At 39.6% G+C, this 16618-nt stretch carries 13 protein-coding genes; 12 read left to right on the forward strand and 1 reads right to left on the reverse strand.

The window, feature by feature from the left end; all coding sequences use genetic code 11:
- The first annotated feature begins 5 nt into the window (after positions 1–5).
- The 11 genes from lgt to FC32_RS06250 all read left to right on the forward strand — a co-directional run bounded on the left by lgt (position 6) and on the right by FC32_RS06250 (position 14214).
- On the forward strand, positions 6–851 hold the full coding sequence (lgt, locus tag FC32_RS06200; RefSeq protein ID WP_025086615.1) for a prolipoprotein diacylglyceryl transferase: 846 nt from the start codon (positions 6–8) through the stop codon (positions 849–851).
- 137 nt (positions 852–988) lie between these two features.
- Positions 989–2716 carry a phospho-sugar mutase gene (locus tag FC32_RS06205; RefSeq protein WP_025086616.1) on the forward strand — a complete coding sequence of 576 codons (1728 nt, stop codon included), beginning with the start codon at positions 989–991 and terminating at the stop codon, positions 2714–2716.
- A 121-nt stretch (positions 2717–2837) separates the two neighbouring features.
- Positions 2838–4841 (forward strand): excinuclease ABC subunit UvrB, encoded by a 2004-nt coding sequence (gene uvrB, locus FC32_RS06210; RefSeq protein ID WP_025086617.1) that lies wholly within the window; start codon positions 2838–2840, stop codon positions 4839–4841.
- A 27-nt stretch (positions 4842–4868) separates the two neighbouring features.
- Positions 4869–7718: an excinuclease ABC subunit UvrA gene (gene uvrA / locus FC32_RS06215; protein ID WP_025086618.1), complete on the forward strand. Its 2850-nt coding sequence runs from the start codon at positions 4869–4871 to the stop codon at positions 7716–7718.
- A 66-nt stretch (positions 7719–7784) separates the two neighbouring features.
- On the forward strand, positions 7785–8258 hold the full coding sequence (locus FC32_RS06220) for an S-ribosylhomocysteine lyase (RefSeq protein WP_025086619.1): 474 nt from the start codon (positions 7785–7787) through the stop codon (positions 8256–8258).
- Positions 8259–8404: 146 nt separating this feature from the next.
- Complete coding sequence (locus tag FC32_RS06225; RefSeq protein WP_025086620.1) at positions 8405–9067, forward strand: serine dehydratase beta chain; 663 nt, start codon at positions 8405–8407, stop codon at positions 9065–9067.
- Between the two features lie 13 nt (positions 9068–9080).
- The gene (gene sdaAA / locus FC32_RS06230) at positions 9081–9974 is read left to right on the forward strand and encodes an L-serine ammonia-lyase, iron-sulfur-dependent, subunit alpha (RefSeq protein WP_056957329.1); all 894 of its coding nucleotides are present in this window, start codon (positions 9081–9083) and stop codon (positions 9972–9974) included.
- 105 nt (positions 9975–10079) lie between these two features.
- The gene (gene rapZ, locus FC32_RS06235; protein WP_025086621.1) at positions 10080–10967 is read left to right on the forward strand and encodes an RNase adapter RapZ; all 888 of its coding nucleotides are present in this window, start codon (positions 10080–10082) and stop codon (positions 10965–10967) included.
- Complete coding sequence (locus FC32_RS06240; protein ID WP_025086622.1) at positions 10964–11983, forward strand: gluconeogenesis factor YvcK family protein; 1020 nt, start codon at positions 10964–10966, stop codon at positions 11981–11983. Before rapZ ends, FC32_RS06240 begins: the two co-directional genes overlap by 4 nt.
- Before the next feature lie 12 nt (positions 11984–11995).
- Positions 11996–12931 carry a DNA-binding protein WhiA gene (gene whiA, locus FC32_RS06245; RefSeq protein WP_025086623.1) on the forward strand — a complete coding sequence of 312 codons (936 nt, stop codon included), beginning with the start codon at positions 11996–11998 and terminating at the stop codon, positions 12929–12931.
- A gap of 233 nt (positions 12932–13164) precedes the next feature.
- Entirely contained in the window at positions 13165–14214 is a 1050-nt protein-coding gene (locus tag FC32_RS06250; protein ID WP_056957330.1) for a PTS sugar transporter subunit IIC, read from the forward strand.
- Between the two features lie 41 nt (positions 14215–14255).
- Here the strand turns inward: FC32_RS06250 and clpP are convergent, their stop codons facing one another.
- A complete protein-coding gene (clpP, locus tag FC32_RS06255; RefSeq protein WP_025086624.1) occupies positions 14256–14849 on the reverse strand; it encodes an ATP-dependent Clp endopeptidase proteolytic subunit ClpP in 594 nt (197 codons plus the stop codon).
- Between the two features lie 390 nt (positions 14850–15239).
- On the opposite strand from clpP, the gene rpoN reads away from it, so the two are divergent.
- Complete coding sequence (rpoN, locus tag FC32_RS06260; protein ID WP_025086625.1) at positions 15240–16538, forward strand: RNA polymerase factor sigma-54; 1299 nt, start codon at positions 15240–15242, stop codon at positions 16536–16538.
- Positions 16539–16618: the final 80 nt, after the last annotated feature.

Below are 16618 nucleotides of genomic sequence, written 5' to 3' on the forward strand. Positions count from 1 at the left end.
ATAAAGTGAATTTTAATTTAGGTGCGATCGATCCAATCGCTTTTAATTTTTTAGGATTTCAAGTGCATTGGTACGGTGTTATTATTGGCGTTGCGGTGTTATTAGCACTTTATTTAGCAGTAAATGAAGGGAAAAAGCGTGGTATCGTGGCAGACGACTTTTATGACTTTATTTTATGGGCTTTACCAATTGCATTGATTTGTGCACGCGCATATTATGTGATCTTTCGTTGGTCATATTACAGTGCCAATCCTAGTGAGATCTACCGAATTTGGGATGGAGGCATTGCGATCTATGGTGGTTTGTTAGGCGCATTAGTCGTTTTAATAGTTTTTTGTCGTATAAAAAAACTATCCCCGTGGTTGTTTTTAGATGTGATCTCGCCCACTGTGATTTTAGCTCAAGGAATCGGACGTTGGGGGAATTTTATCAACCAAGAAGCACATGGCGGTCCAGTCACACGCGCATTTTTAGAAAATTTACATTTGCCAAATTTCATTATTTCACAGATGAATATTCAAGGTATTTATTACCAACCAACTTTTTTATATGAATCACTGTGGGATATTTTAGGCTTTGTTCTGTTAATTTGTTTGCGTCACCGCCAGCATCTTTTCAAGCAAGGTGAGATCTTTTTGACTTATGTTGCTTGGTATTCGTTTGGTCGTTTCTTTATTGAAGGAATGCGGACCGATAGCCTAATGTTAGGTGCTTTGCGCGTTTCGCAGTGGTTATCAGTGATCTTGTTTGTCTTAGCCTTAGGTATTTTTTGGTATCGTCGCTACTATTTACCGAATAATCCTTGGTATTTAACAGGAAATCAAAAAAAGCTGATGGGCATAATAACATAAAAATTATAAAGGACTAATTATTTCATTAGGAGATAGTTAGTCTTTTTTGTTATTTTGTAAGCGGAAAAGGGCTTGTTATAGCAAGTTTTGCCGATTGATAGTATACTAGATTTGAAAAGATGAATGAGGTGATAGATATGAGTTGGGAAGAAACTTATGCCGTTTGGAATTCACGTACTGATCTTGATGATACTGTTCGTGAAGATCTAGCAAGAATCGAAGGGAATAACGAAGCGATTGAAGATGCATTTTATGCACCTATGGAATTTGGTACAGCCGGAATGCGTGGGGTCATCGGTGCAGGTATCAATCGGATGAATATTTACACTGTTCATCAAGCAACTGAAGGCCTAGCCCGTTTGATGGATACATTAGATGAAAAGACAAAATTGCGTGGGGTCGCAATTAGTTATGATTCACGTCGCATGTCACAAGAATTTGCATTTGAAGCTGCTAAAGTTTTAGGAGCACATGGGATTCCATCCTATGTGTTTGAGAGTTTACGTCCGACACCAGAATTATCATTTACTGTGCGTCATTTACACACTTATGCAGGGATCATGATCACTGCTAGTCATAATCCAAAACAATACAATGGTTATAAGATCTACGGTGAAGATGGTGCGCAAATGCCACCAAAAGAATCCGATATGATCACTAAATATATCCGGGAAGTTGACGATTTATTTGCAGTTGAAGTTGCTGATAAAGATTCCTTGATCAATGATGGTACCTTAAAAGTCATCGGTTCAGAAGTCGATGAAGCTTACCTTGAAAATGCCAAAGAAGTTACGATTGATCGTGAATTGGTAGCCGAAGAAGGAAAGACAATGAAACTTGTCTTTACACCACTTCACGGTGCTGGTGGAATGTTAGGTGAAAAAGCTTTACGTCAAGCTGGTTTTGAAGATTTCACAATGGTTCCAGAACAAGCAGAACCTGATTCAGAATTTTCAACTGTTGAACATCCTAACCCAGAATTTACTGAAGCATTTGATTTAGCAATTAAGTTAGGTAAGAGTCAAAAGGCTGATCTTTTAGTTGCTGTTGACCCAGATGCTGACCGTTTAGGCGCTGCAGTACGTCAACCAGACGGAGAATACGAACTCTTGACTGGTAATCAAATTGCTGCGATCATGTTGAACTACATTTTAACTGCACGTAAAAATGCTGGTACTTTACCAGACAATGGTGCCTTAGTAAAATCGATCGTTTCTAGTGAATTTGCGGCTAAAGTTGCAGCAGATTTTGGAGTTGATTCGATCAATGTTTTAACGGGCTTCAAATTTATTGCCGAACAGATTCAACACTTTGAAGAAACAAATGAACATAGCTTCATGTTAGGGTTTGAAGAAAGTTATGGTTACTTGATTCGTCCATTTGTGCGTGATAAAGATGCCATTCAATCATTGGTATTGTTAGCCGAAGTTGCAGCCTTTTACAAGAAACAAGGCAAGAACTTATACGATGGGTTACAAGAATTATTCGAAAAATATGGTTACTTTGCTGAAAAGACAACTGCTTTGACTTTTGATGGGGTCGAAGGTGCTCAAGAAATCAAGAACTTGATGATCAAGTTTAGAAATGAAACACCTAAGGAATTTGCTGGTTACAAAGTTGTCGCTGCTGAAGATTATCAATCCTCAGTCCGGACAGATAGCGAAGGCAAGAGTGAAGAGATCAAACTTCCAAAATCCAATGTTTTGAAGTATATCTTAGAAGATGGTACTTGGATCGCTGTGCGCCCATCTGGGACAGAACCAAAGATCAAGTTCTATATTGGAACACAAGGAGATTCATTAGCACAAGCGCATGAAAAATGTGACCAATTCGATGCTGCGATCGCAGAATATATTAAAAAGTAATAATTGATTTTTTAGGGGGTGCGGCTTGCCGTACCCCTTTTTTATATAATAAAGATGCGAAAATACGTTCGCTGTGGTATAATTTTGGGTACAATATAAAACGTTATGAGGGGGTAACGACGTGATCGAACGCCAAGCTGATAAGAAATTTAAATTAGTTTCAAAATATGAACCGACCGGCGACCAGCCGCAAGCAATTGAGCAATTAGCTGATGGGATCAAAGCAGGCAAAAAAGAGCAGATCTTGTTAGGTGCAACTGGTACCGGAAAAACTTTTACAATTTCAAATGTGATCGCCAAGGCCAACAAGCCAACTTTAGTTTTAGCTCACAATAAGACGTTAGCCGGACAATTGTATGGGGAGTTCAAAGAATTCTTTCCCGATAATGCAGTCGAATATTTTGTGAGTTACTATGATTACTATCAGCCCGAAGCGTATGTTCCATCTAGTGATACTTATATCGAAAAAGATTCGAGCATCAATGATGAGATCGATAAATTACGCCACTCGGCGACAAGTTCTCTTTTAGAGCGCAATGATGTGATCGTAGTGGCCTCGGTTTCATCGATTTTTGGTTTAGGTGATCCCCGTGAGTATCAAGAACAAGCGATTTCGTTACGGGTAGGTCAAGAACTTGAGCGCGATAAGTTATTAAATCAATTGATTGATGTTCAATTTGAACGAAACGATATCGATTTCCAGCGCGGGCGGTTTCGAGTTCGCGGCGATGTGGTAGAGATTTTCCCTGCTTCGCGTGATGAGCAAGCCTTACGAATCGAATTTTTTGGTGATGAGATCGATCGGATCAGAGAAGTTGATCCTTTGACGGGAGAAATTTTAGGCGATCGCAATCATGTGGTGATTTTCCCGGCAACGCACTTTTTGACAAGTGGTGAAAGGTTAGAGGGTTCGATCAAAAGCATTGAAAATGAATTGGAAAATCGACTAGCTAAATTACGTGACGAAGGTAAGTTGTTGGAAGCTCAACGCCTAGAGCAAAGAACAACGTATGATATTGAAATGTTACGTGAGATGGGATATTGTTCAGGAATTGAAAATTATTCGCGACATATGGATGGACGTAAGGCAGGGCAAGCACCTTATACGCTGTTAGACTTCTTTCCCGATGACTTTTTGATCGTGGTAGACGAATCTCACGTTACCATGCCGCAAGTTCGAGGAATGTATAATGGTGACCGCTCTAGAAAACAAATGCTTGTTGATTATGGCTTTCGCTTGCCAAGTGCGTTAGATAATCGCCCACTTAAATTGGCTGAATTCGAACAAAGAGTTAATCAAATAATTTATATGTCTGCAACTCCAGGACCATATGAACAAGAACGCACCGACACCGTAGTCCAACAGATCATCCGCCCAACTGGCTTACTCGATCCAGAAGTAGAAGTGCGACCGATCATGGGTCAAATGGATGATCTTGTGGCTGAGATCGAACAGCGTGTAAAACGTGATGAACGTGTTTTTGTGACGACTCTTACTAAAAAGATGGCCGAAGATCTGACGGACTACTTTAAGGAATTGAGCATTAAGGTCAAGTATTTGCATTCAGATATCAAAACCTTAGAACGAACACAGATCGTGCGTGATCTTCGTTTAGGTAAATTCGATGTTCTTGTGGGGATCAATTTGTTGCGAGAAGGTATTGATGTGCCGGAAGTTTCCTTAGTAGCGATTTTAGATGCTGATAAAGAAGGATTTTTACGCAATGAACGTTCTCTTATTCAGACGATCGGACGCGCTGCCCGTAATGAAAATGGTCATGTGATCATGTATGCCGATACAATCACTGATTCGATGAAAAAAGCGATGGCAGAAACTAAGCGTCGGCGGACGATCCAAATGGAATATAATATTGAGCATGGTATTGTACCAAAGACGGTCAAAAAAGAGATTCGTGACGTGATCACAAGTACGATTAAGTCAGAAGAAATCGTAAAACGTGATCTAGATGCCGAGATTGAATTTGATGAACTAAATAAAAAAGAGCAAAAAGAAATGATTGCTCGCTTAGAAGAACAGATGCGCACGGCAGCCAAAAACTTGGAATTCGAAGATGCGGCAGCCTTACGCGATACTGTGATGGAGTTAAAGGCACAAATAGGGTAATAATTTGGAAATGAAAGGATAAGTACAGTGGGAAAAAATAAGATTACGATCCGTGGGGCACGTGAGCATAATTTAAAAGATGTAAATGTTGAGATTCCTAAGGATAAGCTAGTTGTGATCACGGGACTATCTGGTTCGGGAAAAAGTTCGTTGGCATTTGATACGCTTTATGCCGAAGGACAACGACGCTATGTAGAAAGTTTATCCGCTTATGCAAGGCAATTTTTAGGCCAGATGGATAAACCAGATGTTGATTCGATCGACGGCTTATCACCAGCAATTTCGATCGATCAAAAAACGACCTCGAAAAATCCGCGTTCAACGGTGGGGACGGTAACTGAGATCAATGACTACTTTCGCCTTTTATGGGCTCGTGTCGGTACACCGATCTGTCCTAACGATGGACATGAAATCACTAGCCAATCACCTGAACAAATGGTCGACCGCGTATTACAATTACCAGAAAGAACTAAATTACAGATTTTAGCTCCCATCGTGGTCGGAAAAAAGGGCCAACATAAAAAAGTCTTTGAAAAAATCAAGCGCGAAGGCTTTGTTAGGCTTTTGGTCGATGGTGAAATGCACGATGTAGAAGAAGAGCTAGAATTAGATAAAAATCAAAAACACGATATTTCAGTGGTGATCGACCGTATCGTGGTCAAAGAAGGAATTCGTTCCCGTTTGTTTGATTCTTTTGAAGCTGCTTTACGCTTGGCGGATGGACGTGCCAGTGCTGATATTATCGGCGGTGAGACCTTACAATTTTCCGAAAATTTTGCTTGTCCTTACTGTGGTTTTACGATCGGTGAACTAGAACCCCGGCTATTTTCTTTCAATGCTCCGTTTGGTGCTTGTGCTGATTGTGATGGTCTAGGGATGAAATTAGAAGTTGATATTGATCTAGTAGTACCTGATCCTTCAAAAACTTTAAATGAAGGAGCAATGGAGCCATGGAATCCGATCAGTTCAAAATACTATCCGACTTTGTTGCAGCAAGCATGTGAAGCATTTGGCATTGATATGGATACACCATTTGAAAAGTTACCTAAAAAACAACGTGATCTTGTTTTGTACGGTGCAGGCGAAAAGACATTCCATTTCAAATATAAAAATGATTTTGGTGGTATCCGTGATGTTGATACAACTTTTGAAGGGGTCATTCCTAATGTTGATCGGCGTTATCACGAAACAAACAGTGATTTTACCCGTGATGTCATGCGTAAATATATGACAAGTTTAACTTGCCAAACATGTCACGGCTATCGCTTAAATGAGCAAGCTTTGGCAGTTAAGATCGCTGGCAAGCATATTGGTGAGGTCTCGGATTTATCGATCGCAGACGAATTGAAGTTTTTCAAGAATTTGACATTTGGTGAACAAACAATGCAGATCGCACGGCCAATTTTAAAAGAGATCAATGACCGTTTGACGTTTTTGGTAAATGTTGGCTTAGATTATTTGAATTTGAGTCGTTCAGCGCGAACTTTATCTGGGGGCGAAGCACAACGAATCAGATTGGCGACCCAAATTGGCTCCAACTTATCCGGAGTTCTTTATATTTTAGATGAACCATCAATTGGTCTACATCAACGTGATAATGATCGTTTGATCGCTTCTTTACGTGCGATGTGTGAGCTTGGTAATACTTTAGTTGTGGTTGAGCACGACGAAGATACGATGCGTGCGGCCGATTACTTGATCGATATTGGCCCTGGCGCAGGGGTAAAAGGTGGTCAAATCATGGCTGCGGGAACACCTAAGCAAGTTGCACGTATTAAAAAGTCACTGACTGGACAATATCTATCTGGAAAAAAATATATTCCGATCCCCAAGACAAGGCGACAAGGCAATGGTAATTTCGTTGAGATCATCGGGGCGACAGAAAATAATTTAAAAGATATTGATGTTAAGTTCCCACTAGGTGAATTTATCGCAGTAACGGGTGTTTCTGGCTCTGGTAAGTCCACTTTAGTCAATATGATCTTGAAACGAGCTTTGGCACAAAAATTGCATCATAATTCTGAAAAACCGGGTAAATTCAAAAAGATTTTGGGAGTTGAAAATCTTGAAAAAGTCATTAATATTGACCAAAGTCCGATTGGTCGTACTCCACGAAGCAATCCAGCGACCTATACGGGGGTATTTGATGATATTCGTGGCTTATTTGCCCAAACAAATCAAGCTAAGCTACGTGGATATGGCAAAGGACGCTTTAGCTTTAACGTAAAAGGTGGTCGTTGTGAAGCATGTAAGGGTGATGGAATCATTAAGATCGAAATGAATTTCTTACCGGATGTCTATGTTCCTTGTGAAGTTTGTCATGGGGCGCGTTATAACTCAGAGACCCTTGAAGTTGAATATAAGGGTAAAAATATCGCGCAGATTTTGGAAATGAATGTTCTAGAGGCTTTAGATTTCTTTAGTGCGATCCCTAAAATCAAGCGCAAACTCCAAACGATCGTTGATGTTGGTTTAGGTTATGTTTCTTTAGGACAACCAGCAACAACGCTATCTGGGGGCGAAGCGCAACGGATGAAATTGGCGTCAGAATTACATCGAAAATCAGCCGGTAAGACTTTCTATATTCTTGATGAACCGACAACAGGGTTACACACTGATGACATCAAGCGTTTGTTAAATGTTTTACAACGGTTAGTCGACAAGGGAAATACCGTTCTTGTGATCGAACATAATTTAGATGTGATCAAATCAGCTGATCACTTGATTGATCTTGGGCCTGAAGGTGGCCAACGTGGTGGACAGATCGTGGGAACAGGTACGCCAGAGCAATTATGTGAAATCAAGCAAAGTTACACGGGAAAATATCTAAAACCATTACTTGAAAATGGACATTATGAAGAACGCAAGGAAGACTAAGACTTGCTTTTTAAAAATAAACTGCTAGAGTAAAAGAGTAAGATAAATAAAGTGAGGTTGATATTAATGGCAGAAGTTGAAAGCTTTACATTAGATCATACAGCGGTCAAAGCACCTTATGTACGTTTGATCACTGTGGAAGAAGGCGCTAAGGGAGATAAGATCTCAAATTTTGATCTTAGATTAGTTCAACCAAATGAAAATGCTATTCCAACAGCAGGTTTACACACGATCGAACACATGTTAGCGGGATATTTACGTGATCATGTGGATGGTGTGATCGATTGTTCACCATTTGGTTGCCGGACTGGTTTTCATTTGATCATGTGGGGTGAACATGACACTGTTGAGGTTGCAAAAGCATTGAAAGCCTCACTTAACGATATTTTGAACGCTTCTTGGGAAGATGTTCAAGGCACAGACATTAAGAGCTGTGGCAATTACCGTGACCATTCGCTTTTCTCAGCACAAGAATGGTGCGAAAAGATCTTAGCCGAAGGCATTTCATCTGATCCTTTTGAACGTAAGGTAGTGGAATAATTTAAAAAGTCCAAAATGACAGATGTTCATTTTGGGCTTTTTTGATGCCAAGAGAAATCCATTAGATAAATTAAATTTTTCACATGTTGAACCGTGAGTCTAAAATTATGTTAAATTAAATAAAAAATAGATAGTGAGGATAGACGATGAGTGGTGGTAATTATAAAAGTGTTTTTGACATTATCGGACCGGTAATGGTTGGACCATCTAGTTCACATACTGCTGGTGCCGTTGCGATCGGGCAGGCAGCACACAAAATTTTTGGAGAAAAACTAAAAAAAGTAACCATTGATTACTATGAATCATTTGCAAAAACACATCAAGGGCACGGAACAGACTATGCGATCATCGCTGGTGTTTTAGGTATGGAAACCGATGATTTGCGCGTACCACGTGCGGTTGAAATTGCACAAAAACAAGGGATCGAAGTTATCTTTAATGAACATGAAGGAACTAGTCCGATTAACCATCCAAACACTGCGATCATCACCCTTGAAAATGACACTAAAAAAATCAAAGTTAGTGGGTGTTCGATCGGCGGTGGAACGATCGAGATCCGTGACTTAGAAGTAGAGGGGTGCCATTTTACTCCACTCGGACCTTTACCGATCATGCTATGTTGGACTGGGGGCAATGATCCGGTTGATATTAAGGCACATTTATCGCATGATAATATTCAAATCAGAAAAGAAAGTGCCTTGTCGCAAGCCGGTGGACGCTATATTCATGAGTTAGATCTTGACCGTATGCCACATCCGAAAGTTTTAGATCAGATAAAAGCAGTTAGTAGCGGGTTGATTTGTTTATAATTGAGGAATTTTTATGTATAACAGTGTAGCAGAAATCGTAGCGACAGCGCAGGAGCGAAAACTTCCTATCTGGGAGTTGATGCTAGAACAAGAAATTCAGTATTCACGCTCAAGTCGCACGGAAGTTTGGAATAAGATGAAACGGCAGCTAGATGTTATGAAAGCTGCAGCTAAGCGTGGAACAACAGGCGATGGAGTTTTTTCACCTACCGGCTTGACGGGAGGAGAAGCGGCAAAGATGCGGAAATACCGCGAGTCAGGTCAAGGATTGACCGATGAGACCGTATTATATGCAATCGAAAATTCGCTAGCAACAAATGAGGTCAATGCGGCTATGGGCTTGATCTGTGCCACACCAACGGCAGGATCTTCGGGCACGATTCCTGGGGTCTTATTTGCGTTGGAAAAAAAGCGGGCACTTACAGAAGATCAAATGATTGCCTTTTTGTTTTGCGCTAGTGCTTTTGGAATGGTGACAGCTAACAATGCGATGATCGCTGGTGCAACAGGTGGCTGCCAAGCCGAAGTAGGTAGTGCTTCGGGAATGGCGGCAGCTGCGGCAGTCGAAATCTGTGGTGGCACGCCGCTCCAAGCAGCTGAAGGCTTTGCGATGGCGTTGAGTAATCTTTTAGGGCTGGTATGCGATCCAGTAGCAGGTTTAGTGGAGATTCCGTGTGTAAAACGAAATGTTGTCGGATCAGTCAATGCATTAGCTGCGGCTGACATGGCGTTAGCGGGGTTAGAAAATAAGATTCCTGCCGATGAAGTTATTTTAGCGATGAAACGAATCGGCAAGCGATTACCAGCACAATTACGTGAAACTGGTCTAGGAGGCTTAGCAGCCACACCTACAGGTACTAAGATGAAAATGAAGATTTTTGGTCAAGAGCTTGATTTAAATATTTAGCCGGTAAAAAGCAGTTTAGCGCTGCTTTTTTGCATCAAATACCTATGACACACCCGGCTATGTTATAATTAGGCAATGGAAATTTAATTGGGGGCGTTAGTCAAAATGTCAGAAGCAATACAATTAGTAGTCGTAACTGGAATGAGTGGTGCAGGAAAAACTGTTGCAATGCAAAGTTTTGAAGATTTAGGGTATTTTTGTGTCGACAATATGCCACCAGCACTCATTAATAAATTTTGGGAGCTTGTAAAAGAATCAGGGAAGATCAATAAAGTTGCACTGGTGATCGATTTACGATCGCGTGCTTTTTATGATGAGATTTTTACGATGCTTCAAGAATTAGATGATGGGAATGATAATTTACGCCCACAGATCATCTTTTTAGATGCTTCTGATGAAGAACTTGTAGCACGCTATAAAGAAACAAGGCGGGCACATCCATTAGCGATGGAAGGGCGGATCTTAGAAGGGATCCACCGTGAACGTGAATTGTTAGCAGAATTACGTTCAAAAGCCAAGCTAGTGATCGATACAAGTAAAATTTCACCTCGTCAATTACGCGAAGAACTATTTAGAAATTTTGAAAGCGATCAACAAACAACTTTCCATGTAAATGTAATGTCATTTGGGTTTAAATATGGTGTTCCGATTGATGCGGATATTGTGATGGATGTTCGTTTCTTGCCAAATCCTTACTACATTAAGGATTTACGCAATAAAACAGGTAATGATCAAGCAGTGTACGATTATGTGATGAATTCTGAAAAAACAGAGGAATTCTACCAACAATTTATAAAAATGTTGCGCTTTGTCATGCCAGGATATGAAAAAGAAGGTAAAACAAGTGTTACGATCGCAATTGGCTGTACTGGCGGGCAACATCGCTCGGTCGCCTTGGCTAATCGGATCGGTCATGCTTTACAAACAGATTATCCAGTCAATATTACGCATCGGGATATGAATAAGCGAAAGGAGACTGTAAATCGTTCATGACAAAGGATAGAATTGGCAGAAAGCGTCCGAAAATCGTTGTGATCGGTGGAGGCACAGGCTTACCAGTTATCTTAAATGGCTTACGGAGCCATAATGTTGATATCACAGCCGTAGTGACCGTGGCCGATGATGGTGGTTCTTCGGGTGTGATCCGTGATTATATCAATGTGGTCCCTCCCGGAGATATTCGGAATGTATTAGTGGCATTATCAAATATGCCAGATGTGTATAAGAAAATTTTTCAATATCGTTTTAATTCAAATGATCAATTTTTTTCAGGTCATGCGATCGGAAATTTGATCATTGCAGCTTTGTCTGAAATGGATGATCGTGGTATTTTTGATGCAGTGCAGGAATTATCGGCACTGATGAAGATCGAAGGGCACGTATATCCTGCCTCAGATGTCCCGTTAACTTTAAATGCAAAATTTACTGATGGAACTAGTTTAGCCGGAGAATCACATATTTCGGCTGCTGGTAAAACTATCAAGCGAGTGTGGGTCACCTCGATCGACGATGTAGAGCCACATGCTAAAGAAGAAGTGATCACCGCGATCATGGAAGCTGACCAGATCGTTTTAGGACCGGGGAGTTTATTTACGAGCATCTTACCAAATTTGATGATTTCTAATGTGGGACAAGCAGTGTGTCAAACAAATGCCGAAGTTGTTTATATTTGTAATATTATGACGCAAAAAGGTGAAACTGAGCATTTTACTGATGCCGATCACGTGCGCATCTTAAATGAACATTTAGGGAAAAAATTTATTGATACTGTTTTAGTCAATACTGAACCTGTGCCAAAGGACTATTTGGATCGGCAAAAATATGATGAATATTTATATCAAGTTGCCTATGACTTTAATGGCTTACGTGACCAGGGATGCCGAGTTATTTCGGATAATTTCTTAGAATTACGTGATCACGGCGTCTTTCACAACGGGACGCAAGTTGTATCTGAGTTGATGCGCTTGATTGGCCGACCAAAATCCTGGTATGCTGATGAACTAAATTAAAGGGGTGGCTAAATGTCATACGCTAGTGACGTCAAAAAGGAGCTAACGACGCTAGAGGTCCATTTTGGCAATGCTAAGGCAGAATTAATGGCCTTGATCCGGATGAATGGATCACTTAGTATCGTTAACCATCAATTTGTTTTGAGTGTTCAAACCGAAAATCCAGCGATTGCACGCCGAATCTATGTTTTACTGAAACAATTTTATGAAGTTGAAAGTGAACTCTTAGTACGCCGAAAAATGAAATTAAAGAAAAACAATTTATATATTGTTCGGCTAAAGACTGGGAGCGATCATGTTTTAAAGGATTTAGACATCTTAGATGGTTTTCAGATCAAAGAAACTGTTCCGGTCGATTTTTTAGATGATGATGCTAAAGTGCGTTCATATTTAAGAGGAGCTTTTTTAGCAACGGGCTCTGTAAATAATCCCGAAACGAGTCGTTATCACTTAGAGATTTATTCGCTGTATGAAGATCATAACGAAACGATCTGTAAAATGATCAATCGTTACGGGTTAAATGCACGAACAACTGAAAGACGTAGCGGTTATATTACGTATCTCAAAGAAGCAGAAAAGATCGCTGATTTCTTATCTTTGATCGGAGCTACCGGTTCGATGTTGAAATTTGAAGATATTCGCATTGTAAGAGATATGCGAAATTCGGTCAATCGTATCGTTAATTGTGAAACAGCCAATATGAATAAGGTAGCCGATGCCGCCAAACGACAAATCGAAAACATTCAATTTATTGATGAACAAGTGGGTCTAAAAAAATTACCACTTAAACTTCAAGAAGTAGCTCAAGCTCGAGTAGCTCATCCAGAAGTAAGTTTAAAAGAGTTAGGTGAATTAGTTCCAGGCGGTCCGATCTCAAAGTCGGGGATCAATCATCGTTTACGTAAGTTAAATGAGTACGCTAAAAATTTAAAAGCTGGTCAAGTATGATCAAATAAAAGGCACGCTAGAGATGGTGTGCCTTTTTATTAACTTAAAATTAAAAAATTAATTTTTATATAATTTATCCGTTGACTTTATAATCTAGATATAGTAAATTAGCAAATAATACTCAAGTAAGAGGGGACAATAAAGCACACAAAGTTTTAATTTAAAACTTTATTAAGTGAGTGTGATCGTGTCCTAGTTTTGTAAGTAAAAGGTGTGTAACAAGGGGGATATATATGGGTGAGAAGATAAAAGGAAAAGAATTTGCATTAAATATTTTGAATGGTATCAGTATGGGGGTCGTTGTTTCGTTGATCCCATCAGCAATTTTAGGTAAGCTAATGGAAGCACTGGTTGACGTTTGGCCAACATTTGCGAATGGCGTTTTAGATATCGTCAATTTCAATATGAGTTTATTAGCGGCGATGGCTGGCTTTAGCGTTGGTTACCTTTTTAAAATGAATATGGTGCAGATGAGTTCGATCGCTGGGGCAGCCATGATCGGCTCGGGTGTGATCCAAAAAGGACAACAAGGTTTTATTTTATCAGGAACAGGGGATGTGATAAATGCAGGGGTCACGATCACGATTGCTGTGATCTTAGCTCAAATCATCGGTGATCGGTTTAAGAGCTACACGATTCTTTTGTTACCGATCGTAGTTATCATCGTTGGTGGAAGTTTAGGGTTATTCACTTTGCCATATGTCAAAGCCGTAACTGGATTTATCGGAATGGTTATTAAGACGTTCACCAGCCTACAGCCGATCTTAATGGGAATTTTGATGGGGATCTCGTTTGCAGTGTTGATCTGTTCACCAGTTAGTTCGGTTGCTATCGGTGCAGCAGTTGGCTTGACGGGAATCGCTTCAGGTTCTGCTAATTTAGGTATCACTGCTGGTGCCTTTACTTTAGCTGTTATGGGGAGTTCGGTCAATAGTGTTGGTACGGTGATCGCTCACTTCTTTGGAACTCCAAAGATCCAAATGGGTAATATGATGGAAAAGCCGGTCATCTATTTACCAGTAATGCTAAGTGCCGGAATCGTAGGAGCATTAGGAGCAATTTTTAATATTCAAGGAACTCCAATGAGTGCAGGTTTTGGTTTCAGTGGTTTAGTTGGACCGCTGACAGCTTATGGTTTTATGACTCCAGGAATTGCCAGCACGGTGATTTTAGTTAGTTTATTTGTGGTATTTCCGATTTGTTTAGGGTTTATCATGCGCTTTTTATTTATTAAAAAGTGGCAACTCTTCTCACCACAAGATTTGTTGATCGAAACTAAATAAAAAATAGTAGCTCGAAATTTTTCCGAGCTACTATTTTTTGCTTATTTAGTTTTCTTCTTATTTTTCATAATACCATCGATCAAACCATAATCTACTGCTTGTTGTGCGGTCATAAAGTTATCACGTTCAGTATCGCGGTCGATCGTTTCGATGTCTTGACCAGAATGTTCAGCTAAAATTTCGTTGATCAATTTGCGGGTCTTCAAAATATGTTCAGCTGCAATTTGAATTTCGGTCGATTGACCTTGGGCGCCACCTAAAGGTTGGTGGATCATGATTTCTGAATTTGGAAGTGCAAATCGTTTACCCTTAGTACCAGCTGTAGCAAGGACAGAAGCCATTGAAGCTGCCATTCCCATAACGATCGTTTGGACATCGGCATTAACAAAGTTCATTGTGTCATAAATAGCTAGGCCGGCTGAAACAGAACCGCCAGGAGAGTTGATATACATATAGATATCTTTTTCAGAATCTTGAGCGTCTAAGAAAAGTAATTGTGCAATGATGGCATTGGCCATATCATCATTAACTTCGCCTGAAACCATGATGATGCGATCTTTTAATAGACGTGAGTAAATATCATAAGCACGTTCTCCCTGAGATGATTGTTCGATGACTGTAGGAACTAAATTCATAGTGGGAACCTCCGCAATTATTATAGTTTTGTGTCATGAATGACAATGTATTGATATTATAATCTATTGGTCAAAAATGGTCAAACAATAGAATTTATTTTTTGCGGCTTTTTGAATAGTAGTGGATACAACTAAAAAATTTAAAATGTTTTATTAATGATTCAGCCTAACGTATAATAGTATTAACGGGGATTTATAAAATAAAAAAAGCCCCGATCAACTTGAAGAAGATCGGGGAAATCAATGCATCACCTGGGAGTCGAACCCAGATTACAAGAACCGGAATCTTGCGTGCGATCCATTACACTAGCGATGCGTACTTTATTATATTAAAATATATTCGATGAAATTACAAGTTAAATTTGTGAAAGTTTGTGAAAGGATGGGAAAATGAAACTTCAGCAGGATGTAAACTTACAACAAAAGCAACAAGTAAACTTGATGATGACGCAAAAAATGCAACAATCGATTCAAATTCTCAAATTTAATGCAAGCGAATTACAAGATTATTTAGCTCAAGTAGAATTAGAAAATCCTTTTATTTCGGTGTCCTTTAAGGAGGTAAGTAGTTCTAACCAACAAATTGCTGATATTTCAGAATTTGCGGTGGAAACAAAATCACAATCACTCTTTGAATACTTAATGGACCAAATAAATTTAACCATGCGAAAGACTGTTTTACGGGATTGGGTCGTGTATTTAGCTCAAAATATTGACCAAAATGGTTATTTAACACTAGATACAACTAAGTTACTTAAGGATGGAAAAATCGATCGAACAACATTAGATGATGCCTTAACATTATTGTGGCGGCTTGATCCACCAGGGGTAGGTGCGCGTAATCTGCAAGAATGTTTATTGTTGCAGATCGAAAATGACCGCGGGCAAGAAGAGCTTGCTTATCAAGTTATCGCTAAGAATTTCGAGCTTTTTACCCAGCGTAAATGGGATGAGATCATAAAAAAGATGAAGCTAAGTAAAGAAGAGTTTCAAGGTGTTTTAGACTATGTCAAGACGTTATCAGCAGCACCGGGAAAAGCTTATGATCAAAGTTCAACGGCATATATCGCACCAGATCTGATCGTTGAAAAAGTGGACGGAAAGTATCAGGCACGGGCAACAAGCTTAGTTAAGCCCAAAATAGTTTTTCGAAAAAGTTACTATGAAAGTTTGGTCGGAACATTAGACAAAAACGTGGTAATTTATCTCAAGGAAAAGAAAAAGCAGTATGCTTCACTTCTAGAAGAACTTCAAATGCGCCAAAGGACGATCGAACGTGTAGGTCAAGAAATAATTGCCCATCAATACGATTTCTTTGCTAAGTCAAACCATCCATTAAAACCGTTATTGTTACGCGATGTAGCTCAAAAACTACAATTACATGAATCAACGATCAGTCGGGCAGTTAATGGAAAATACTTACAAACTGATTTTGGAGTTTTTGAATTACGCAGCTTTTTTTCACAAGCCGTTAATTATGATCAAGATGGTGCCGGCATTAGTGCAGCTAAGATCCAAGAGCAGATCCAACGATTGATTGCAACTGAAGATAAACAAAAACCATTATCTGATCAAAAGATTTTAGATAAGTTACAAGCTGATGGACTAAAATTGTCCCGAAGAACAGTTGCTAAGTATCGCGAAAAGTTACAAATCCCGGCTGCATCCAAGCGAAAAAGATTTTGTTAGTAATTATTTTACATTTGTGAAAAAACTTAAATGTTCCTTGATTTACGGGTGTTTAGTAACGTTTTCATAGTTATCGTTCG

The organism is Ligilactobacillus apodemi DSM 16634 = JCM 16172, from assembly GCF_001434405.1.
Classification (GTDB): Bacteria; Bacillota; Bacilli; order Lactobacillales; family Lactobacillaceae; genus Ligilactobacillus; species Ligilactobacillus apodemi.